Genomic DNA, 21388 nt, shown 5'->3' on the forward strand with positions numbered 1-21388 from the left:
CTCCTCAATCCAGCAGGTTCGGCAGCCACAGGGCCAGATCGGGGAAGAACAGCACCAGGAACAGGCCGACAGCTTGCAGGGCGATGAACGGCAGCACGGCGGCGAAGATTTCCTGCAGCTGGATATCTTTTGGCGCCACGGATTTCAGGAAGAAACAGGCTGGCCCGAAAGGTGGCGACAGGTAGTAGATCTGGATGTTCATGGCAAAGAGCACCCCGAACCAGACCGGATCAAAGCCGAGATCCACCACCACCGGTGCAAAGATCGGTACGGTGATGAAGATGATCGCGATCCATTCCAGGAACGTGCCGAGCACCATGACGATCAGCATCATGACGACGATGACCAGGATCGGTGCGATATCAAGGGATGTCAGCAGGCCGCGCAGGAATTCGCCGCCGCCGATCCGGTTGTAGATGCCGATCAGCGAGACGGCCCCCAGCACCAGCCAGATGATGGACCCAACCGTCAGCACCGTCTGGCGCATGGCGTCACGTGCCATCTTCCACGAAAGCTCATTGCGGACGGCAGCAACCACGAGAGCACCCACGGCTCCGACAGCTGCGGCCTCCGTGACGGTGGCGATACCGGAATAAATGACGCCGAGCACGGCACCGATCAGAAGCCCTGGCAGAACAACCCCTTTCAGGAACTTGACGCGCTGGAACAGCGGCAAACCGGTTTCGGGAATGTCGTAGATCGGTGCCAGTGCCGGATTGAAGCGCACACGGATCAGAATGTAGATGATGAACAGGCTGGCGAGGATCAGCCCCGGCACGGCGGAGGCGGCGAAGAGCTTGGTGATCGAAACCTGGGCCGCAAGACCGTAGACGATCAGAACGACCGAGGGCGGGATCAGCGTTGCCAAGGCGCCGGCAGCGCAGATGATGCCGATGGACAGCTTGCGGTCATACCCGAGCCGCAGCATCTGCGGCAGCGCGATCAGGCCGAGCATGACGATCTCGCCGCCCATGATGCCGGACATTGCCGCCAGCACCACCGCGACGACACAGGTCTGCACCGCGACCGAACCGCGGAAGCGCCCGCCCAGGATCGCCATGCTGTCGAACAGTGACTGTGCGATCCCCGATCGCTCGAGGACGTTGGCCATGAAGACAAAGAAAGGAACGGCGATCAGCTCGTACTTGTGCAGAACCTCGCCGACATTGGCAGCAACGATGAAGAAACCGGCACGTTCGCCGAAATAGAGGATCGCCGTTGCCAGGGACACGGTCAGTGTGGTGATGCCAAGCGGAACGCCCAGCGCCATCAGCGCCAGCAGCGCGACGACGATCAGAAGGGTAATGAGTTCAATGCCCACCGGCGATCTCCCCTTCGGTGCGCTGGCACCAGCGAATGATGTTGGCGGCAAGCTGGAGGATGTAGAGAACGCAACCAGCGACAAGCAGGATCTTGAGATAGGTCGGCTGGATCGAGTTCAGCGCGGTTCCCGAGTGCTCGGTGCGCTTCAGAACTTTCAGCATCGGATCCCACAGGGCCATGGTCAGGACAATCACCGCGCCAGCCGCGATCACCATCTGCAACAGGCGCATTACGCGCCAGACCCGTGGACTGACCAGCGTTTCGATCATGGTGATGGAAATATGGCGGTGCCGCTGGGTGACATAACCAACGGCAAGCACCCAGGCCGAAGCACAGAGCGTCATGGCAAGTTCCGTCGACCAGACAGTCGGGCTGTCGAACCCGTACCGCATCACCACCTCGAGCGCGGAAACCGCGATACAGGCGAAAAACAGAACGGAACAGCCATGACCGATGAACACACTGACACTGTCCATGACATCGGCATAACGCGCAAATAGGCGTTTCATCATCTCTCCCTGAATGCAGACCTGAAGCGGACAGGTGAATCCGGCCGAGCACAAGGCCAGGTCATCGAGACTGTGCGCGCGCAGGAGCTTTGGCAAGAAAGCTGCGTGCCCTCACCTTGCAAGGTGGAAAGCAAGGGCACGCGTCACTGGCCGGGTGCTAGTTTTTGAAGAGACCGATTTCGGTCATGTAGGAGAGGTTCGCGTCAAGCGCTTCCTTGGCAAGGTCCGACTTCTGGGCGTAGTTCTCCCATTCCTTCCGGGCGATCTCGCGCAGTTGGTCGCGATCTTCCTGGGCCCAGTTGATCACTTCGATCTTCTCGCCAGCCCCATCCCGTGCGGCCAGCTCCTGGTCCTTCTTGTCGACTTCAGCCGCCATTGCGAACATGGCTTCGTACCACCAGTCGCGCAGGGCTTTCTGGTCTTCCGGGCTCAAAGCATCCCACTTCGCCTTGTTGATGGTGAACTGCATCGACGGCATGGAGTGAATGCCGGGATAAAGCGGGTAAGGGGCAACGTCATGCAGACCGGTCGCGTCGTTGTTGACGTAGGCCGAGGCGTCTGCTGCATCGACAATGCCCTTTTCCAGAGCGCCATAGACTTCGGAGAAAGGAATGGATACCGGCGACGCACCGGCAGCCTGGAAGACCGCGGCGGCAAGCCCTTCCGGAGAGCGGATCTTCTTGCCTTCCAGATCTTCGAACGTGCGGATCGGCACGCGGGCCGGCAGTGCTTCGCGAGAATAAGGCCCGCAGGCAACCACCTGCACTTCTCCGCCGGTCACGGCATCGGCTGCCTTCTGCATCACGGCTTCGCCGCCGCCATCTTTGCAGAAACCGATCATCTGCTGCGGCGTGTCGTAACCGGAGATGAGGTCGCCCATGATGGCGTAGGCCGGCTCGCGGCCTGCAAAGTAGTTCACGGAGGTGAAGTCGCCATCCAAAACGCCGGCCGCAACAGCATCAGGCGTTTCTCGTGCCGGCACCACGGATCCGTTCGGCGTCAGCTGGATCTCGACCCGGCCGTCGGTCATTTCCTTGATTTTCGGAAGCCAGGTTTCCGTCAGATACTGGGTCGAAAAGTCCCCTGCATTGAAAGAGGTCTGAATGCTGAAGGTCTCTGCCTGCGCCATTGTTGCGATGACGGAGACCGAAGCTGCCAGGGCAGCGGCGGTGAATTTCATGGTGTCCTCCACTCGATTGCGCGGGGAGCTCCTCCTCCCGCTATCTGATGCATTAATATATTAGTGCATTTCTTGCAAGTCTGTTCTATCTTCTCCCGAGAAGAATCGTGCGTTTGAATGAGAGGATCAGCGATGACGGTTGAACTGGCTCGGTTGCTGGACGACCCGAACAAGGCGGCAGACGCCGGCAGCGGTGAAAGGATCCGGCGGATCTCCGTCAGCCAGCAGATCCAGGAATCGCTGCGCGCGCGGATCATCTCGCTGGACCTCAAGCCCGGGCTCAGCCTGTCGCGGACGGATCTGGCTACCCACTACGGTGTCAGCCAGACCCCTGTGCGCGATGCGATGATGAAGCTGGAAGAAGAAGGGTTGCTGACCATCTACCCGCAATCCAAGACCGAAGTCTCCAAGATCGACGTCGACCATGCCCGCGAAACCCAGTTTCTGCGCCTGTCGCTGGAACTGGAGGTGACACGCACCCTGGCCAGACAGGAAGACAAATCCTCCATCGCCCCTGCCCGTCAGATCCTCAAGCTTCAGGAAACGGCACATGCCGAGGGCGATCTTGGCCTCTTTGCCACCTTCGACAAACGCTTTCACCTGTCGCTGTTCAAGGCGGTCGGACTTGCCAGCCTGTGTCAGCTCGTAGCGTCGCGCTCCGGCCATATCGACCGGTTGCGCAATCTTAACCTACCTGACCCCGGTAAACCCGCCAGCATCCTGCGATATCACGGGCTCATCCTGGCTGGTATCGAGGCAAGTGACGAAACGGCCACGGAAACCGCTGTCCGCGAACATCTGTCAGGCACGTTGCAGCAGGTCGATCAGATCGTCGCCCGCAATCCTGCGTTCTTCTAGGCCGAGGCTCAGTAAGGCAAGAGATCGAGTGAAAGCCCAGTGCCCCAGCAAGACTGGCGGAGCCAGGCTTTCATGGGACGGAACTGATCGTCAGCCTGCCTGATTGAGCACCGCCGATGCTACCAGTGCCCGCGCCGCCTCTCCTGCAGCTTCCGCATAAGCAGGATCGCGGTGAACCAGGATGGTTGAAAACGCGCCATCCAGAAGCAGCACGATATGACGGGCCAGGTGCGACGCTCCGCCGACACCTGCAGCCTCGAATTCTTCCGCCATCCACGCCTCGAATTTCTTCTTGTGACCGGCACCAACCTTCATCGCCGGATGTCCGGGCATATTGGCAAGTTCCGCCGCCGTTCGCAGGAAACCGCAGCCTTTCCATTTCGGGTGCCTTGCAGAAAGCGCTATCTGGCGGAAGATTGCCTCCACCTTGTCCGGCAGATCACCTTCGGCCTCCCTAAACCACTTCCGGAACTGATTGAGGTTGGGCTGATCTCGTGACGCCAGATAAGCTTCGATCAGGTCGTCCTTGCTCTTGAAATGGTAATAAACCGTCTTCTTGGTGATACCGGCCTTCTCCGCGATCGTGTCGAGACTGACGGCACGGATTCCCTCCGCATAGAAGAGCTTGTTGGCAGCGGTCAGGATCCGCTCTCTGGCTGTTTCGGCAGGTTTGATCATCAATCAAGTATACTCACCAGTGAATATACTTCAATGCGCGCCGTCGCTAGCGTCCTTCTATCGACTTTCAACCAAGGACAAAGCCCATGACTGCCCCTGTTCTTCTGGACCGCCACGGCCCCATTGCGCTGCTTACCCTCAACAGGCCCGAGAAGCTGAACGCGCTCAACTACGCTACGAACGACCTCATCCTGGCACATCTGAACGAACTGGAAGCGGACGACGGCATTCGTGCTGTCGTCATCACCGGCGCAGGCAGGAGCGCCTTTTCGGCAGGTGGAGACATTCACGAGTTTTCGCGCACCATCGCGGAGGGCATAGACGTCGCGGTACGCGAATTTTGCCAGCGGGGCCAGCGCATGACTGCGCGCCTGGAAAACTTTCCCAAGCCGGTCATCGCCGCTGTCAATGGTCTGGCCTACGGCGGCGGTTGCGAGATCACCGAAGCGGTTCATCTTGCCGTCGCCTGCGAAAGCGCACTCTTTGCCAAACCGGAGATCAATATCGGCATCCCGCCGACCTTCGGCGGCACGCAGCGTCTGCCGCGCCTTGCAGGCCGCAAACGGGCCCTGGAACTGCTTCTCACCGGTGACAGCTTTTCCGCGCACAGAGCTCATGAGCTCGGACTGGTCAACCAGGTCGTCACCGACGGCAGCGAACTGGAGGCGGCCTTTGCCCTCGCAGAGCGCATCCTTCGTCACTCGCCGCTGGCTGCTTCCAGGATCCTGACTGCCGTCACGCGCGGGCTCAACACGACCATTTCCGAAGGCCTGCGGATCGAACAGGAGCAGTTTGCACGCATGGCAGCCACGCGGGACGTTCACGAGGGCCTCACCGGATGGATCGAGCGGCGCATGCCGGACTATCAGGGCGCATGAAGGCAGCCGAAAAACAGTGGGCAGCACGCCTGGAGTGTGCTGCCCACGAATGTGTCAGAAAAGTTTTACAAAAAAAGATTTATTTGATTACAAAGGCTTAACCAGCACTTTTCGGTTCATTCCCGATTTTTCCGAGACCGGCTGTTGTAATGAAACCGGTGTTTGTTAAGGTCCCGGCACCCAATGAGTGAAAGGCGCACACCGCTTCACTAGCGGATGTACAGGGCTTCCAACAGCCCATCTTCCGCACCTGCAGCACCCATTCGCTGCCTTGTGCGCCTTCCTGAAAAGTCCGGCACTCGACCCTTCGCGCAAAGGGTCGGCTAAATTCCGCCCAGTGCACCTATGCACCTCCCGCCGGGCTTGCAACAGAACCATTCCGACGCTCGCTGCCCGACCTCCGGGCGGTGCATGAGCGCGTGCACGCTGCGGCCTGTTCCGTGCGGCATCGCGCGCCTTAAAAAGGAGACGCTATCCATGCAGGCTCAACAGCTGTCCGCCAATGCCGAATTGCAACTGGACGAGCAGGCTTATGGCCGGGATCCGATCGCAGACCGGGAAACGGATCTCTACCGCGGCGAATACATCATGTCGTTCGTGGAAAAGTGGGACGAGTTGATCGACTGGGACGCGCGCGCCGACAGCGAGGGACAGTTCTTCATGGACGTGCTGCGCGCCCGCGGCAAGGAAACCGTGCTCGATGTCGCAACCGGAACCGGCTTCCACTCCGTGCGGCTGACCCGCGCAGGCTTTAACGTGACTTCGGCCGACGGCTCCGCTGCCATGCTGGCAAAGGCGTTCCAGAACGGACAGAAACGCGGCATGATCCTGAAGACGGTACAGGCTGATTGGCGTTGGCTGAACCGGGACATTCAGGGCAAATACGACGCCATCATCTGCCTCGGCAATTCCTTCACTCACTTGCACGACGAACTGGACCGCCGCCGGGCGCTTGCCGAATTCTATGCCGCGCTCAAACACGACGGCATCCTGATCATCGATCAGCGCAACTACGATGCGATGCTGGATCAGGGCTATTCCAACAAGCACAAATACTATTATGCCGGAAAGAAGGTGAAGGCCGAACCGGTGCATATGGACGAAGGCCTCGCCCGCTTCAAATACAGCTTTCCCGATGGGGCCGAGTACACGCTGAACATGTGCCCCATCCGCAAGAACTACATGCGCCGTCTCCTGTCGGAGGCAGGCTTCGAGCGGGTCCGCACCTATGGTGACTTCCAGGAGACCTTTGCGGAAAACGATCCGGATTTCTTCATTCACATTGCCGAAAAATCCAGCCTGCACCTGGTTCGCTGGGGTGGCGCGCGCCCTGAAGACGGCAAAACGGATATCCGCGAAGTTGCCGAAAGCTACTACGACAGTGACGACGCCGACACGTTCTACAGCCTTGTCTGGGGCGGCCAGGACCTTCACATCGGCCTTTACGACGACACCAGCAACATTCGCGAAGCGTCGGACCTCACCATCGACGAGATGGCCGGCATGCTGCCCAACCTGGGTGCGGATGCCAAGGTTCTCGACATCGGCTCCGGTTATGGCGGCGCGATGCGCAAGCTGGTCAAGGCCAGTGGCTGCAGCGCGGTCTGCCTGAACATTTCCGATGTCCAGAACGACACCAACCGGCACCGCAACATCCAGCAGGGTTTCAAGGACAGGATCCGCGTCGAGCACGGCGTCTTCGAGGATATTCCGGAACAGCCGGAAAGCTTCGACATTGTCTGGAGCCAGGATGCGATCCTGCACTCCGATCAGCGCCACAAGGTGCTGCAGGAAGTCCACCGGGTGCTGAAGCCGGGCGGCTATTTCATCTTCACTGACCCGATGCAGGCCGATGATGCCGACCCGAAAGCTCTCCAGCCGGTTTATGACCGCCTGCAGCTCAACAGCCTCGGGTCGATGCGCTTCTACCGCGAGACGGCAGAAGCACTGGGCTTTGAAACCGTCGAACAGCGGGACATGACGCAGCAGTTGCGCAATCACTATTTCCGGGTACGCGAGGAGCTTCTCGCCAACTACGACAAGCTGCGCAACGAAGGCGCTTCCGCCGACTATCTCGACAAGATGGCGCTTGGGCTCATGAACTGGGTCGATGCCGCGGACGCCGGCCAGCTGGCCTGGGGCATCCAGCTGTTCCGCAAGCCTGTCTGATCCCCTTCCTTCCCGATCTCCCTGCCCGGGCGCCATACACCGCCCCGGGCAGGACTATCCTTTCCAAAACGACAAGGAGCGCGCAATGACGCAAAGATCCTGGCTATTCACCAGTGAATCCGTTTCCGAGGGACACCCGGACAAGGTCTGCGACCGGATATCCGACACCATTCTGGACGCTTTCCTGGAACAGGACCCTGACGCCCGCGTTGCCTGCGAAACGCTGACCACCACCAATCACGTCACCATCGCGGGGGAAGTTCGTGGCCCCGACCAGGTCCTCGATACGGTCGAGAGCCTGGTGCGTGAAGCCGTCTGCGACATCGGCTATGAACAGGAAGGTTTCCACTGGCAGACGCTGGAAGTGGTCAACCGCCTGCACCGTCAGTCGGCCGACATCGCCATGGGTGTCGATGAAGGCGACAAGGGCGAGGAAGGGGCCGGCGACCAGGGCATCATGTTCGGCTATGCCTGCAACGAGACCGAGGAGCTGATGCCTGCGCCGATCCTGTTGTCGCACAAGATCTTGCGCACCATGGCCGAAGCCCGGAAATCCGGGCGCGAACCGCGCCTTGGCCCGGACTCCAAGAGCCAGGTGACGCTTCGCTATGAAAACGGCCGTCCGACCGGCATCGATGCCGTGGTCGTTTCCACTCAGCACGGCGAAAATGTCAGCCAGGAAGAAGTGCGCGAAGCGGTGTTGCCGTTCATCCTGCATGCCTTGCCCGTCGGCTGGACCGTTCCCGACAACCGGATCTATATCAACCCGACTGGCCGCTTCGTGATTGGCGGACCTGATGGCGATGCCGGCCTCACGGGTCGCAAGATCATCGTCGACACCTACGGCGGTGCAGCTCCCCATGGTGGCGGCGCCTTTTCCGGCAAGGACCCGACCAAGGTCGACCGGTCGGCTGCCTATGCCTCGCGCTATCTCGCCAAGAACGTGGTCGCCGCCGGCCTTGCCGACAAATGCCTGATCCAGCTCGCCTATGCCATTGGCATGCCGGAGCCGGTCGCCGTTTATGTCGACACACAGGGAACCGGCAAGGTGGATGAAGTCGCTCTCGGCAAGACCTTGCGCGAAATGGTGCGTCTGACACCGCGGGGGATTCGCGAGCGTCTCGGACTTTCGAAGCCGATCTACGCGCGCACTGCTGCTTACGGCCACTTCGGCCGCGCACCGGAAGAAGACGGCGGTTTCGGCTGGGAGAGAACCGATCTTGCCGACGAACTTGCACGGCACTTCGGCGCTCGTGCGGATGCGGCAGAGTAAGAAAACAGCGAAGCCCCGGCACGGCATCCGCCGCGCCGGGGCTTTCGGTTTACCGGATCAGAATTTCTCGACACTCGGCCGCAGTTCCAACTCGGATGTCCAGGCGCTTTTGTCCTGACGCGAGATCTCCAGATACGTCCGTGCGATTGCATCTGGATGAAGGGTCTTGTTCGGGTCGTCATAAGGCGCGCCACGATCCGGATTGTAGATCACCCCGTCGATGACGAAATGAACCACGTGGATGTTTTGCGGCGACAATTCCCGGGCAAGTGACTGGCACAAGCCACGCAAGGCGAACTTGCCCATGGCAAAGGGCGCTGATTGCGGGAAGCCCTTGATGCCGGCGGAGGCACCGGTGAACAGCATCACGCCCTTCCCCTTTGGCACCATCCGCTTTGCCGCTTCATGTGCGACGGCCAGCGCACCGAAGGCGGTCACATCCAGTGCGGCATGCACATCCTCAAGATTGAGTTCGGCAACCGGTCCGCGGACGCGGCCACTGGCGTTGTAGACGACAAGGTCCGGCGTTGTCCCCGCATCGTCCAGGTCCTGGAACAGACGCGCCACACTGGCCGCGTCGGCAGCATTGCAGGCATGGGCTTTTGCTCCGGTTTCAGCGCAAAGCCCTTCCAGCTTTCCAGGAGATCTGGCAGCCAGTGACACCCTGTAGCCTTCCTTGGCGAACGTCCGTGCCAGAGACGCGCTGAGGCCCGGCCCGGCACCGACGATCAGGGCATTGCCGCTCACGATGCGACTCCCAGATAGACCGGCTTCAATCCGCTCACCAGCTGCGCCTGGATCGGTGCGGTTGCCTCGTTGATGGCGGTGACACCCATATCCTGCCCGACCTGGGTGCGGATCGGCCGCGATCCATCCATTGCGATCAGCTCAAGGATCTTGGTTGCGACGTTACCCGCATCGGTGATGGCTTCACCCTGATCGAACATGCCCTGGAACATGCCAAGCAACCTGTCGCGCCCCTTGGAATAATCGCCATATTGCCCAACCCGCACCGCATCCCCCGGAGCCGGGGCGGAGGTCACCAGGTCAGTGCCATGGCCACTCGGCTCAACCAGCACGGACTCGACCCCGAACGGCTCCAGCTCGTAATGCAGCGACTCGCAGTAAGCTTCCATCGCCCACTTGCTGGCGCAGTAAAGGCCGAAGAATGGCATGCCGAACCGGCCTGCAACCGAACTGAGACTGATCACGAGACCGGACTTCCGCGCCCGCATCGCGGGAAGCACCGCCCGCGTCAGATGCATGACACCATAAACATTGACGTCGAACAGATCCTTTGCCTGCTCCATGGTGAAGCCTTCCGTCAGGCCAACTGGCATGACGCCTGCGTTATTGACCAGAACGTCGATCGGCTGCTCTGCCTCGATCGCCGCGACGGTCCGTTCGACACCTTTCTCGTCAGCAACATCCAGGTCGACCGGAACAAGCTTGCCCGGAAGACCTTCGGCAAAAAGCTTGAGCGCCTTGGCCGCTTCCGCGTTTCTGCCGTCCAGATCCCGCATGCCTGCATAAACGATATGGCCTTCCTGCACGAGTTTCTGGGCGGTCAGAAACCCGATACCCCGGCTTGCACCGGTAATCAGGATTGTCTTTTGGGTGGTCATTTTCATTTCCCTTCTTTCTTGAAGATTGTGCGCATGAACAGCGCCAGGGGTTCGTCGCTGCGGCTTGCCTTCATTCTCGTCAGCGCGCCGCTCCACGAATTCATCAACCAGTCGGCAGCCTGTGCCGGGGAGAGATGAGACAGTCCGATCCGGGAGAGATCCGTCTCCCGCAGGCAGATTTCCAGTTCACCGGTCAGTGCCTGCCAATGACGGTCCAGTTCCGCCTGAAAGACCGGTTTCTGGTCAGCCAGCTCCGTCGACAGGTTGCACATCAGGCATCCCTGGGCGTAGCCACGGTCCTTCATCCCTTCCCGGGCACCGGAGAAAAATGCTTCCAGACGTTCCACCGGCGAGCGTTTGCGGTCCGAAAGGCAGGCCTTTGCAAAAGCGAGCTGATCCCGGTGGTAGTGACGCGCCACTTCGAGACCGAAGTCTTCCTTGGTGTCGAAGTAGTGGTAGAAAGACCCCTTCGGCACACCACTTTCCCGTAACACGTCATTGATCCCGATCCCGTCGAAGCTGTTTTCCCGGATAAGCGTCATACCGACATCCAGAAGACGGGTTTTCGCGCTCTCGTAGGCAGCTTCGTTGCGTATTCTGGCCAAGGGGTTTCCTTTCGACTTCTGACACCGCTAATCCGGCCGATGCAGCGCCTTGTCAGCGGTGTTCGTTGAATTAGAAATAGACCGGTCTAATTATTATCGTCAATAAAACGAACTTCACGGTTGCGTGTGTGCAACAATCAACGAGGGGATCGCCCTTCTCAGAAACAAAAAAGCTCCCCGCGGATGAGCACGGAGAGCTGATTGATCAAATGAATTTTGCCTGTCCGGCTCTACTCGCGCAGAAGCAGGGTTTTGGTTCAGGCCTCTTCCGGCACTTTTTCACCCGCACCTTCCGTCACCTGGTCGATCCAGTCCTGAAGGTTGTAATAGGTGGTGATGCGGGCGATTTGACCATTGCGGATCTCGAAAAAGCTGCCCGCCGGCAGCTTGTAGGTCTGGCCGTTCGCGGGCGGCAATCCGCTGTCGGTGCCGATATAGCTGCCATGGACGATGAACTCGGCAGCAGCCCGTGTCCCGTCTTCACTGACGAACAGCACGATGTCGCTGAGGCGTTCCTTGTAGCAGCGCGTCATGTGAACGTTGAAGGACCAGAACTTGTCCTTGCCAACACGGCGTTCGCCCTGGTTGACGTCATGGATCAGGTCGTCGGCAACCAGGCTTTCCATTTTCTTGGTATCGCCTGCATTGAAGGCGGCAAAATAGGTGTCGATCAGAAACCGGGACTGTTTGTTGGCCATAGGTCCTCGCAGGGGCGGAAACACAATCTGGCCGGGAGTTTGCCTTCGCCGTCTTCCCGGCGCAAGAGGTCGAGGAGATTGCGGTTTACGGTTCTTCACCGAAACCGCTTCAAACCAACCAAAGTCCCCGCCCAGGGCGACAGCCGTCACTCTGGGCAAAAGTGATAAAAATACAACATACTGTATCACATTAGCAACAATCATCGCTTCTCTTGAAATTGCCGGTTGCATTGGCACCCGCTCTCGAAGTATCAACTCGTCACCGGTCATCATACTGGCACAGACATCAACGGTTCGGCCATTTTTCGCCACCCGCATGATCAGGCCCTGCCCACTCATGTACGGATGCTGTTCTGGTGGATCGGACAATCGCGCATGAAGTTTAACGGTTGAACGCCGGGAGTGTACCCCGGAAGCAACAGGTTCGACTCCTGTGATGTGCTCCATGGATAGCTCAGTGGTAGAGCATCGGACGTTTAATCCGACTGTCGCGAGTTCAACTCTCGCTCCAAAAACACGGCCCCCAACGCCGAACTGGCTTGTCACGCCAGCAGCTATGCAAGCTGTTCCATTGGGGACCCGGAGAGGTCTTGCGAACGCGGACTGGCCCTTTTGCCTTCGGGTGAAAGTGCCCTGACCGCCGACGCCAGGTCGCTTCGCCCGGCCTTTGGCAAAGGCTCTGCCGCCGCTTTGCCGGAACCGCCTGTTTTCGAACGGGTGGAACCCGCATTGCCGCTGCTACGCCCTCTGGCCAAGGGCCCGCCGGGAGACCTCGTGCTCTCTTCGGGTCTCATCGTTTCACCCCGGACGTCTCATGACGAGCGACCGGTTTCCTCAACCTCCAACCATCTTCAACACCGGAAAGGACAACCACGTGCCTTAGTGCATTGGAAGGATTATCGAAATGACGACTTTTCTCGACAAGATCCGCGGGCGGACCCGCGTAGTGATTTCTGAAACGGAACGGGCTCTCCACATCTGCAAGGGAGAGCTCAAGGGCATTCTCGGACCCGGTGAACACAGCCTCGAAAATGGCCGTGGCACCCTGGTGATCGAGCGCCAGTCGATGGCAATGCCTCAGTTCCGGTCGGCCTACGAGAAGGCGCTCTTCGATAAGCTTCCGCAAGTTGCCGAAGAGCACTTGACCGTTATCCGGACCGGACCGGGTGAAGTGGCGATTGTGGAACGGGACAACCGTATCCACACCGTGCTTGGCCCGGATGAGCGGCTTGTCCTGTGGACGGATGCCGGCCCGTGGACCTTCGAGGTCATCGACACGGCTGCCGACCCGGCCCTCACGCAGAAGCTCATGCGCCGGCTCGGGGATGCCCGTCAGACGCAGCAATTCGTGATCGTGCCGGTGACCGACGGTAGTGTCGCCCTCCTCTTCATGGATGGCGTGCTCACCAAGGTGCTTGAAGCCGGGGTGCATGCCTTCTGGAAGGCAGGCCGAACCGTGACGCAGAAGGTCATCGACCTCAAGCGTCAGGCTCTCGACGTCACCGGTCAGGAAGTCTTGACCCTCGACCGCGTTACCATCCGGATCAACCTCTCCGCGGATTACCGTGTGGTTGACCCGGTGAAGGCCGCAACCGAGGTGAAGGACTTCACCGACACGCTCTACCGGGCCTTGCAGCTTGTGTTCCGCAAGCAGCTCGGCGCGCTCAAGCTCGACCAGATCCTTGAAAAGAAGGGGGAGGTCAACGCGGAAGCTGCCGGAAAGATCAAGGCCGACATGGCTGAAATCGGTGTCGAGGTCTCCGACATCGTCCTCAAGGACGTGATCCTTCCGGGCGAAATGCGCGAGATCCTCAACAAGGTGGTGGCAGCTGAAAAGGAAGCCGAAGCCAACGTGATCCGGCGCCGTGAAGAAACGAACGCAACCCGTTCGCTTCTCAACACGGCCAAGGTCATGGCTGAAAACCCGGTCATGCTTCGGCTCAAGGAGCTCGAAGCGCTCGAAGCCATTGCCGGCAAGGTCGACCGGCTCACGGTCCACAACGGAACCGGAGGCCTCATGAACGACCTCGTCCGGCTTCGGGACGACAACGCAGCATGAGCCAGAACGGCGCGGGGCAACCTGCGCCGTTTCTGTTTCAGCAAGGCCCTTGCAGGCCCTGGCTGTTCAGGTCCTGTCACCAGGCCACCTCGATTGAGGGTGCGCTCGCCCGCTTTCGCAGGGATCCCAGAAATTGAAAACAATATACTTTTAAAGAAAAAGACAATGAAAACAGACACAAAGATCTCGAAACGCCTGTCTTTCTGGCTAAGACACAAACCGGAAGACGCCGGTTTAATGCTGTCAGACAGCGGTTGGGCTGACGTAGCTGATGTCCTTGGCGCCTTCAGAGCCCTCGGCCTTGATTGCAAAAGGGATCAGCTGGAAAGAATCGTCGCGACCAACGACAAGAAACGCTTCGAGTTCTCCGAAGACGGCAAACACATTCGCGCACGTCAGGGTCATTCGATTGACATTGAACTGGGCCTCACAGCTTTACAGCCTCCGGAGTTCCTGTTCCACGGAACGGCAACACGCTTTCTGCCGCCCATTCTGGCCGAAGGCCTGAAACCTATGGCGCGGCACCATGTGCATCTGTCACCGGATCGCGACACCGCGCACAAGGTCGGAAGTCGTCACGGCAAACCTGCAATTCTTCAGGTCGCGGCCAGCGCAATGCAGGCCGTGGGGCACACGTTTTACAGAACGGAGAACGGCGTTTGGCTGACGGATGCCGTTCCCGCACATTTCCTGGCACTGACAGAAACCCATCCATAATAGGTCTCTTCGCGAATTCGGCATCCCTGGTTACATCGTCCGGGCCGGCATGAACCAAGGGCCTTCGACGGCTAAACCCTGACGCATATCGGCGCTAAAATAAAAAAATAAATTTCTTTCTTTATTTCCGAAGCTCAATATATAAAGAAAATACTTTCTTTATCGAGGTTGTCATGTCCATCAGCTCGCCAGCGCTTCCGCCCGTCAGCCCGTCACTCTTTTCACCGGAACGCGCGGCCGGCACACTGGCGCTGGTGCTGGGGGTCGGATCCCACGCCATAAACGGCTTTGTTACCACCGCAGTCCTGCCGGACATCATCCGAGATCTTGGCGGGCAGGACCGAGCATTCTGGGTATTTTCCTCTTTTGAAATGATGGCAATCCTGGCGGGCTGCCTCACTGGCGCAGCAAAGGTCCGTTTCGGTGCCCGCAGTCCCTTCCTGTTGGCGTCGCTCCTGCTAGCGGGTGGATCGGTGCTCGCGGGTCTCTCGACATCTCTGGAAGGGCTAATTGCCGGACGCGCCCTGCAGGGCTTCGGCGAAGGCATGATCATCGCGCTGTGCTATTCGCTGATCCCGGATCTCTTCCCCAGCAACATTGCCCCGCGTGTCTTTGCCTTGCTGGCAGGCGTCTGGGCCGTTGCAGCCGGTATCGGGCCGGTTTCGGCCGGCTTGCTGTCCGAACTCTGGTCGTGGCGCGCCGCCTTCCTGATCAACATACCCTTCGTGTTGCTGCTGTTCGTCCTGATGAACACGGCCTTGCCTGCGCGCGCAGTGCGTCCGGCCACGGCCAGCGACCCCACGGCCAGAAGATTGCCGGTCCGTTTGCTGGTTCGCCTTGCCCTGCTGGCAGCAAGCATCTTTCTCCTGACCGTGATAGGCGAGCTGCATGCGCCCCTGCCGCTTGCCCTGACGATTGCAGCCGGTCTGGCAACCGCAGCGCTGCTGCTGACCTTTGACGCCGCAAGCCCGCATCGCCTTTTCCCGCGCGATGCCTTCCGGGCGCAGACCCTGATCGGCCTCGGCACCTGGATCGTGTTCCTCATTTCCGCTGCCGCTGCGGTGCGGGCGGTTTTCGTGACGACGGTCGGCCAGGTCTACTGGGGTCTCAGCGTGACGCAGGCAAGTTATGTTGCCGCCGGGCTCGCCTTCTCCTGGTCGATCTTCGCCGTCATCTCTTCCCGTGCACCGTCGCGGCAGCGCGAGCTGACCTATCTGACGACCGGTCCGTTCCTGATCGCCGGCGGCTTGACCCTCACTGCTCTTGCGATCACGACCGCATCGTTGCCTCTGTTTGCGCTCGCTGCCGTGGTTGCCGGTGCCGGCCACGGGCTGTGCAACCAGATCCTGATGCGTTCGCTGATGTACACCGCCGAGGGAGAAGACCAGAACCTGGTCTCCAGCATCCTGCCGACCATTTCCTCTGCCGGTATTGCCATCGGCGGCGGCCTTACCGGACTGATCGCAATTGTCACCGGTCTTGTTGCACCGGGATCGGAAGAACTGCTCACCCGGGAGGCCGTCGCGCGGTCCGGCGCCTCCGTCTTCTACATCAATGCGGGCCTGACATTGGTTCCAGCCCTGGCGATGCTGGTGCTACGTCACAGATTGACTGCGCGGGAAAACGCCATCGCAAACGAATAGCCGCCCTCCTCACCCAAGGCCGGCACCGCGCGTCTCGATCCGGTAGACCCACGTCACCACCGCCCCCAGCAGCGAGGTAACCACGAGGCCAGCCAGCAGCACGTCCGTTCCCAGGTCCTTGAGTAGAATTGGAAACAGGAAGGCAGTCAGAACGGCGCCGATCTTGGCGAAGGACGCCGCAAGGCCCGCCCCCGTGCCGCGATAGGCGACAGGAAACACCTCGCCGGCAATCAGGTAGGTCTGCGCATTCGGACCCATGTTGGTCATGAAGTTGAACAGCATGAAGCCTGCAAAGATCAGAGGGACGTCCCATCCGGGTCCTGCATGGTTGCCTGAAGCCGCAATCGCCAGACCAACGGCGCAGCCAATGAAACCGATCACCTGAAGGCGGACACGGCCGATCCGGTCAGTGAACATCACCGCAAAGACAATGCCGACAATCAGCAGCACGTCGATCAGGGCGGCACCTTTCGCCGCAAGCAGATCATTGTAGACCAGATCAGAGAGCGACTGTGCGTGCTCGCGCTTGCTGCCAATTGAACTGGCCAGGATGACCGGCGTGAAAATGCCGATGCCATATGTCCCGAGATCCTGCAGGAACCAGGGAACCGACGCAAAGATCGTCGCCTTGCACAGTTTCCGGTCTGTCAGGAACCGGCTCCACTTGACCTTGTGCGCATGCGGCGAAGCGGCTGTTTCAGCCTTCAGCGAAATCTCGCTTGGATATCTGGGGCGCCGGTTCAGCAATCTCAGCAGCGCGGTTTCCGCTTCTGCTACCCGTCCCCTCACGATCAGCCAGTTGGAGCTTTCCGGAACAAAGAAGCGGCCGGCCAGGATCAGAAGAGCAGGCGGAACGGCCGTCAGATACATCCAGCGCCAGGCTTCGGGATCCGGAAACCAGGTGAGCGTCAGAAAGGCAAGCCCTGTACCCGACAATGCCCCGACTGCCTGAAAACTGAAGGCTCCCAGAACCATCCGTCCCCGTGCCCGCGCCGGAATGTTCTCCGAGATCACCATATGCGCCGTCGGATAGTCACAGCCGAGCGCCAGGCCGACACCGAAGAGCGCTATCAGGGTAATCGAAAGGTTCGGCGCTATCGAAAGCATCAGCAGAAAGGCGATGAAGAGCGCCATCTCGACAATGAACATCGCCCGTCGTCCGAACCGGTCCGCAAGCCCGCCCAGTGCTGTCGCCCCGATCAGGATGCCGAACAGGATCGCCGAACTGACAAGCCCGTGCTCCACCGCTGTCAATTTGAATTCCCGCCCGATCAGCGGCAGGGCGATGCCGGTCATGAAGACAACCATGCCTTCAAAGAACTTGCCGGCACAGGCCAGCCACCAGATTCGCCACTGCATGCCGGTCAGGATGGAACTGTCGACATCCGTACCATCGCGCCAGATCGGTGTCTCCTCGATGTAGGCCTGCGGACTATCGAGGCTTGCAACTGATGCGGTGGAGAAGGTCTGCCGGACGTCGCTCATATAATCCCTCCGTTTGCCAATCGGGAAAGCAGGAGAAGGATAGACTGACGGTTATGAAATTCTGGTGATTGTCGTAGCGTAAACTTTCATTCGAAGAAAACGGCCGCCTCAACTCGGGTGACCTTTGCCTGTTCTGCAGCAACGAAGGTCTTCTTCATGCACGAGCCGTCTCCTGGTCGCGATAAGCAGTATTGACAGTGTGAAACAACTTTCCGATGATCCGGCAGTTTTATTAAGACCGGTTCATTTATGGGTTTTCCTGCCGCTCGTCTCACCGACCTGCATACCTGTCCCATGTGCATGGGGGTTCCCGCGCCAATCGTATGGAAAGGCGCCTATACCGTGCTTACCGGCAAGCTGCCGCAGGCACGTGTTGGCGACATGTGCGTTTGCGTCGGACCGCCGCCTCCAGCTGGTGGTGACCCCATCATTACGGGTGCGTGGACGGTTCTGGTCGAAGGCAGCCCTGCTGCGCGAATGACAGATCTGACCGCAAAGGCCGGAACAATAATAACCGGCCTGCCAACGGTTCTGATCGGAACGCAAGGCGGTGGTGGCGGAGGCGGAGGAGCAGGCGGCGCAGCGCCTCCGGCAAAAAGTCCGCACAAGTTCTCTGCCGGCGCGGAGACGGGTATCGAGAAGCCCTACAAGGAACGATACAACTCGAAAGGCATCAAGACGCCGGAAACCGAGAAGCGGTCGCTCAAGGACCAGCTGAAGGAGAACGCTGAAGTCAGCGCCGAATACGAGTATGAGCTGTTCAGCAAGGAAAAGACCTTCTGGGAATCGGAAGGCGGTCATTTCAAGACCGAGGCGAGCGCGGAGGCAAAGCTCGGCATATCCGGCGATATCAACGGGGATTTTGCCGCTGGAGCTTATGCAAATGCAAAGGTTGCCGCCATCACCGGAAAGGCCGAAGGCAAGACACTCAACGGGCTTGTCGGTGGCAAGGTGGAAGGCGAAGCCTTGTCCGCTTCAGCCGAAGGCGGTGTCGGCTTCAGAAAATCCGAAGATTTTGCGGGAGTGGAAGGCAAAATCGGAGGTGAACTCGTTCTGGTACAGGCCAGCGCCGAAGGCACCATTAACATCAGTCCCAAAACCCTGTACGACAACACCCTTGGCCCGTTTTTGAGCTGGGTGAGCGGAGATCCGGCGAAACGAACGCTCGACAGTGCCTATGACCACGGCCTTCGAATCGGAGGCCGCGGAGAAGCCGGTGTCGGGGCTGCAGCCGGGGCCAGCGCGCAGGCAGGAAAAATCGGTGGCGCCTATGGCGTGACTGCGGAAGCCAAGGCAGGGGCCGGTCCGATGGCGGGCTTCAAGGTCTTTGTCGGAGTTTATTAGACAGGTGGTTTTGCACTCGAGACCGCCGGCAGGAACACCCAAGGGTAATAATCGGAATGACCACTGAGGACTATGTCGCCGCCGAACTGACCGCAATCAGCCCGGCCCCGTTTGCGTTCCAGCTTCTGCTTCCCGGAAGCTGGGAGGTAAAGCAGGTCAACGAGCAGCCCCTCACGGTGGACAGCCCCACCATCATTGCGGTTTTCGAGCCTCCCCAGGCCACGAATATCTCCGTCCAGGTGATCGGCATTCTCCTCAACAACGAAATCTCGGCCGCACACTGGCTCGAATACTACTGCTCCCTGTCGTCCTGGCATGTCGACACCCTGCAGCCGATCGATGCTCGCCGCGCACGCGCAAGCTGCTTCGTCAGAGCCGAAGGCCACGAACTGCGCGGCCTCGTCACCGTCACGGTGAATGGCAATACGCTGATCCTGATCCAGGCCTTTGTTCCTTCCAGCGAGTTTGCTTCCCTTTCGGACGTCGTCAACATGGCCGTCAGGTCCTTCCGCACCGAGCAGGTCAGGCAGCCGAACGTGATCGAGGACTGGAGCAACTTTTCCCTGTTCCAGGACATCGGCTTCTTCTTCCCGGCGTCCTGGCATGTCAACCAGCCGCAATCCGGTCTAGCCGATCGCATGGCCATCGACTTTGCCCGCACGGGCTCCAACGGCGAGATCCTCGGGTTTGCCAGGCTGAAGGCGATCAGCGCACAGCAGCCGGTAGACCTTGTTCAGGAACTGGGCAAGACCAGACGGGAGTTCGAAGGTTCCGACATCATTTTCGACGCGGGTGCGACGTCGAAAGCAGTGACGCTCGACCCGCCGTTTATCGAAGCCACCGAAGTGACCGTCGGTGCCCGCACGAGTGAAAGCGATGAGCCGCTGGAATTCACCGCGCTGGCGATGAAGACACCGTCGCACGTGATCATCAGTTCCATACTCGGCCCCTCTCGCAAGACCTCGTTCTACAATTGGGCGGTGAACATGCGTGCGCACGAAATCGCCAACGCGTCGCTGCAATTCAAGAGTCAGTCCTGAGGTCAGTCAAACTGGCGGGGTCAGAACCCCGTCAGTCCCCGTTCCAGCCACTGGCTTTGCGGGATCTCCTTGCCGATCTTGAAGGAGAACCGCTCCACACGCGTCACGCCGCTGTCCGTCTCGCAGCGGAAAGCCACGTCGAACCAGCGGCCAAGACTGCGGAAAGCGGCGATACGCGGCTGCAGAACGTTACCGCCCCGAGGCCGGAAAGACGGCAGCAGTTCCGGCGGCAAGGAACTGACGGAAGCAATCTGCTCTCTCAACTCGGTCATGCACAAGAGGTTCAGCCGCTGGCCCTCGGTCATGCCGCGCATGGCCGTGCGTGCCTGCGGATCATCCAGAATATCGCGGGAATAAAGTTCCCGAGCCGCAATCATTCCGGCTGGAGGTCCTTCCGAGCCGCCTGATGCCCTCCCTCCTCCTGCCTGGTCGCGTTGAGGCGAAGCCACCGGTTTCGGTGGTTTGGGAGCGGGCGTCTTGTTCGTTGCGATCGGTCCGACAATTCCGAAGTCTTCGGCGGGCTGCTCTCCGGTTTCAGCCGTGTCCGTTTCCGCGCCGGTTCCAACGGTCTCCTCTGGCAGGGCCTCCGGCTGTTCGGGTGTTTCGGCAACGTCTGAGGCCTCCTCAGGAGCTTCGCTATCATCAGCGACGTCTTCAGCGGCGGTATCCTGTGCTTCTTCCGAAGCATCCTCCTGCGGCGCGTCGGTTTCGGCAGCCTCGGTCTCCTGACCTTCGCCCTCACCCTCCCCTTCGCCGGCGTCCGTTTCGCCCGCCTGGGCCTCATCCGTCTGCGCGTCGGTTTCCGCCGGCTGCTCACTCTCCGAGGATGCGCTTTCCGCGGATGCCGGCGGCGTTTCCTCTTCCCCTTGCAGCCCCGTGTCTTCTTCGCCGAACTCGGTCACTTCCTGCAGAACGGACGGTTCTGGCGGTTGTTCGGGCGTCTCGGCAAGGTCTTCGCGAGCGGACGCTGGCGGTGGTGGAGGTGGCGGCGGGGCTTCCTCGGCCTGCTCCTGTTCCGGCGGCTCGGGCTGTTCGGGTGTTTCCACCTCTTCCTGCTCCGGTTCAGGTTGCTCAAGTTCCACAGGTGGCGTCTCTTCCTCCTGCGGCGGCGGGGGCAGCAGTTCGACTTCAACCACGTCCTGCAAGGGCTGGGTCGTATAGCCGGATACGCCTTCCAGCAGCATCAAAGCCACAAACGCGTGCAGCACGGCGGAGACCACCAGCCCCCCCAGGAAAAGCCGCCGGTCCGCAGGCTCGATCCCGACCATGTTCCGGTCCATGTCGGCGGTGATGGCCAATAGAGC

19 protein-coding genes and 2 tRNA genes are annotated in these 21388 nt (G+C 59.9%); 11 read left to right on the top strand and 10 right to left on the bottom strand.

Annotated elements, in window-relative coordinates:
* Positions 1-4 precede the first annotated feature (4 nt).
* The 3 genes from Q666_RS59865 to dctP form a co-directional block, all read right to left on the bottom strand.
* Positions 5-1321, bottom strand: a complete 1317-nt coding sequence (locus Q666_RS59865) for a TRAP transporter large permease subunit (protein WP_022997933.1) — start codon at positions 1319-1321, stop codon at positions 5-7.
* Positions 1311-1832, bottom strand: coding sequence for a TRAP transporter small permease (locus Q666_RS59870; RefSeq protein ID WP_031268181.1), 522 nt, complete (start codon positions 1830-1832; stop codon positions 1311-1313). The genes Q666_RS59865 and Q666_RS59870 overlap by 11 nt, the downstream gene beginning before the upstream one ends.
* Before the next feature lie 157 nt (positions 1833-1989).
* Entirely contained in the window at positions 1990-3012 is a 1023-nt protein-coding gene (gene dctP / locus Q666_RS59875; protein ID WP_022997935.1) for a TRAP transporter substrate-binding protein DctP, read from the bottom strand.
* A 132-nt stretch (positions 3013-3144) separates the two neighbouring features.
* Here dctP and Q666_RS59880 point away from each other — a divergent pair, with 132 nt between their 5' ends.
* On the top strand, positions 3145-3870 hold the full coding sequence (locus Q666_RS59880; RefSeq protein WP_022997936.1) for a GntR family transcriptional regulator: 726 nt from the start codon (positions 3145-3147) through the stop codon (positions 3868-3870).
* Between the two features lie 90 nt (positions 3871-3960).
* On the opposite strand, the gene Q666_RS59885 is transcribed toward Q666_RS59880, so the two are convergent.
* Positions 3961-4548: a TetR/AcrR family transcriptional regulator gene (locus tag Q666_RS59885; protein ID WP_022997937.1), complete on the bottom strand. Its 588-nt coding sequence runs from the start codon at positions 4546-4548 to the stop codon at positions 3961-3963.
* 86 nt (positions 4549-4634) lie between these two features.
* On the opposite strand from Q666_RS59885, the gene Q666_RS59890 reads away from it, so the two are divergent.
* The 3 genes from Q666_RS59890 to metK all read left to right on the top strand — a co-directional run bounded on the left by Q666_RS59890 (position 4635) and on the right by metK (position 8868).
* Positions 4635-5426: a crotonase/enoyl-CoA hydratase family protein gene (locus Q666_RS59890; RefSeq protein ID WP_022997938.1), complete on the top strand. Its 792-nt coding sequence runs from the start codon at positions 4635-4637 to the stop codon at positions 5424-5426.
* A 477-nt stretch (positions 5427-5903) separates the two neighbouring features.
* A complete protein-coding gene (locus Q666_RS59895; RefSeq protein ID WP_022997939.1) occupies positions 5904-7595 on the top strand; it encodes a methyltransferase domain-containing protein in 1692 nt (563 codons plus the stop codon).
* 85 nt (positions 7596-7680) lie between these two features.
* A complete protein-coding gene (gene metK, locus Q666_RS59900; RefSeq protein ID WP_022997940.1) occupies positions 7681-8868 on the top strand; it encodes a methionine adenosyltransferase in 1188 nt (395 codons plus the stop codon).
* 57 nt (positions 8869-8925) lie between these two features.
* Here metK and Q666_RS59905 read toward each other — a convergent pair whose 3' ends face one another.
* From Q666_RS59905 to Q666_RS59920, 4 genes are all read right to left on the bottom strand, one after another.
* A complete protein-coding gene (locus tag Q666_RS59905; RefSeq protein ID WP_022997941.1) occupies positions 8926-9615 on the bottom strand; it encodes an SDR family NAD(P)-dependent oxidoreductase in 690 nt (229 codons plus the stop codon).
* Entirely contained in the window at positions 9612-10493 is an 882-nt protein-coding gene (locus Q666_RS59910) for an SDR family oxidoreductase (RefSeq protein ID WP_035909885.1), read from the bottom strand. The genes Q666_RS59905 and Q666_RS59910 overlap by 4 nt, the downstream gene beginning before the upstream one ends.
* A gap of 2 nt (positions 10494-10495) precedes the next feature.
* Positions 10496-11098: a TetR/AcrR family transcriptional regulator gene (locus Q666_RS59915; RefSeq protein WP_023014618.1), complete on the bottom strand. Its 603-nt coding sequence runs from the start codon at positions 11096-11098 to the stop codon at positions 10496-10498.
* A 257-nt stretch (positions 11099-11355) separates the two neighbouring features.
* Positions 11356-11796 (bottom strand): ketosteroid isomerase-related protein, encoded by a 441-nt coding sequence (locus Q666_RS59920; protein ID WP_022997944.1) that lies wholly within the window; start codon positions 11794-11796, stop codon positions 11356-11358.
* A 371-nt stretch (positions 11797-12167) separates the two neighbouring features.
* Between Q666_RS59920 and Q666_RS59925 the strand changes: the two genes are divergently transcribed.
* From Q666_RS59925 to Q666_RS59945, 5 genes are all read left to right on the top strand, one after another.
* Positions 12168-12242: transfer RNA gene (locus Q666_RS59925), tRNA-Thr, on the top strand.
* A 1-nt stretch (position 12243) separates the two neighbouring features.
* Positions 12244-12307, top strand: a tRNA-Lys gene (locus Q666_RS59930).
* A 393-nt stretch (positions 12308-12700) separates the two neighbouring features.
* Entirely contained in the window at positions 12701-13855 is a 1155-nt protein-coding gene (locus tag Q666_RS59935; RefSeq protein WP_022997945.1) for a slipin family protein, read from the top strand.
* Between the two features lie 165 nt (positions 13856-14020).
* Positions 14021-14572 carry an RNA 2'-phosphotransferase gene (locus tag Q666_RS59940; protein ID WP_022997946.1) on the top strand — a complete coding sequence of 184 codons (552 nt, stop codon included), beginning with the start codon at positions 14021-14023 and terminating at the stop codon, positions 14570-14572.
* 173 nt (positions 14573-14745) lie between these two features.
* Positions 14746-16215, top strand: coding sequence for an MFS transporter (locus Q666_RS59945; RefSeq protein ID WP_022997947.1), 1470 nt, complete (start codon positions 14746-14748; stop codon positions 16213-16215).
* Positions 16216-16224: 9 nt separating this feature from the next.
* Here Q666_RS59945 and Q666_RS59950 read toward each other — a convergent pair whose 3' ends face one another.
* Positions 16225-17700: an MFS transporter gene (locus tag Q666_RS59950; protein ID WP_022997948.1), complete on the bottom strand. Its 1476-nt coding sequence runs from the start codon at positions 17698-17700 to the stop codon at positions 16225-16227.
* Positions 17701-17949: 249 nt separating this feature from the next.
* On the opposite strand from Q666_RS59950, the gene Q666_RS65760 reads away from it, so the two are divergent.
* Positions 17950-19044 (top strand): PAAR domain-containing protein, encoded by a 1095-nt coding sequence (locus Q666_RS65760; RefSeq protein WP_022997949.1) that lies wholly within the window; start codon positions 17950-17952, stop codon positions 19042-19044.
* 56 nt (positions 19045-19100) lie between these two features.
* Positions 19101-20084, top strand: coding sequence for a hypothetical protein (locus Q666_RS59955; protein WP_022997950.1), 984 nt, complete (start codon positions 19101-19103; stop codon positions 20082-20084).
* A 20-nt stretch (positions 20085-20104) separates the two neighbouring features.
* Here Q666_RS59955 and Q666_RS59960 read toward each other — a convergent pair whose 3' ends face one another.
* Positions 20105-21382, bottom strand: coding sequence for a DUF930 domain-containing protein (locus Q666_RS59960; protein WP_022997951.1), 1278 nt, complete (start codon positions 21380-21382; stop codon positions 20105-20107).
* Positions 21383-21388 lie beyond the last annotated feature (6 nt).

The organism is Labrenzia sp. C1B70 (assembly GCF_000475395.1).
Lineage (GTDB): Bacteria > Pseudomonadota > Alphaproteobacteria > Rhizobiales > Stappiaceae > Roseibium > Roseibium algicola.

What these genes read in the sequence shown, in the direction of transcription:
- Q666_RS59870 (WP_031268181.1), bottom strand. Translation starts at nt 1,832, where the DNA reads ATGAAACGCCTATTTGCGCGTTATGCCGATGTCATGGACAGTGTCAGT.
- Q666_RS59950 (WP_022997948.1), bottom strand. Translation starts at nt 17,700, where the DNA reads ATGAGCGACGTCCGGCAGACCTTCTCCACCGCATCAGTTGCAAGCCTC.
- Q666_RS59955 (WP_022997950.1), top strand. Translation starts at nt 19,101, where the DNA reads ATGACCACTGAGGACTATGTCGCCGCCGAACTGACCGCAATCAGCCCG.
- Q666_RS59910 (WP_035909885.1), bottom strand. Translation starts at nt 10,493, where the DNA reads ATGACCACCCAAAAGACAATCCTGATTACCGGTGCAAGCCGGGGTATC.
- dctP (WP_022997935.1), bottom strand. Translation starts at nt 3,012, where the DNA reads ATGAAATTCACCGCCGCTGCCCTGGCAGCTTCGGTCTCCGTCATCGCA.
- Q666_RS59945 (WP_022997947.1), top strand. Translation starts at nt 14,746, where the DNA reads ATGTCCATCAGCTCGCCAGCGCTTCCGCCCGTCAGCCCGTCACTCTTT.
- Q666_RS59935 (WP_022997945.1), top strand. Translation starts at nt 12,701, where the DNA reads ATGACGACTTTTCTCGACAAGATCCGCGGGCGGACCCGCGTAGTGATT.
- metK (WP_022997940.1), top strand. Translation starts at nt 7,681, where the DNA reads ATGACGCAAAGATCCTGGCTATTCACCAGTGAATCCGTTTCCGAGGGA.
- Q666_RS59920 (WP_022997944.1), bottom strand. Translation starts at nt 11,796, where the DNA reads ATGGCCAACAAACAGTCCCGGTTTCTGATCGACACCTATTTTGCCGCC.
- Q666_RS59890 (WP_022997938.1), top strand. Translation starts at nt 4,635, where the DNA reads ATGACTGCCCCTGTTCTTCTGGACCGCCACGGCCCCATTGCGCTGCTT.
- Q666_RS65760 (WP_022997949.1), top strand. Translation starts at nt 17,950, where the DNA reads ATGGGTTTTCCTGCCGCTCGTCTCACCGACCTGCATACCTGTCCCATG.
- Q666_RS59880 (WP_022997936.1), top strand. Translation starts at nt 3,145, where the DNA reads ATGACGGTTGAACTGGCTCGGTTGCTGGACGACCCGAACAAGGCGGCA.
- Q666_RS59895 (WP_022997939.1), top strand. Translation starts at nt 5,904, where the DNA reads ATGCAGGCTCAACAGCTGTCCGCCAATGCCGAATTGCAACTGGACGAG.
- Q666_RS59940 (WP_022997946.1), top strand. Translation starts at nt 14,021, where the DNA reads ATGAAAACAGACACAAAGATCTCGAAACGCCTGTCTTTCTGGCTAAGA.
- Q666_RS59885 (WP_022997937.1), bottom strand. Translation starts at nt 4,548, where the DNA reads ATGATCAAACCTGCCGAAACAGCCAGAGAGCGGATCCTGACCGCTGCC.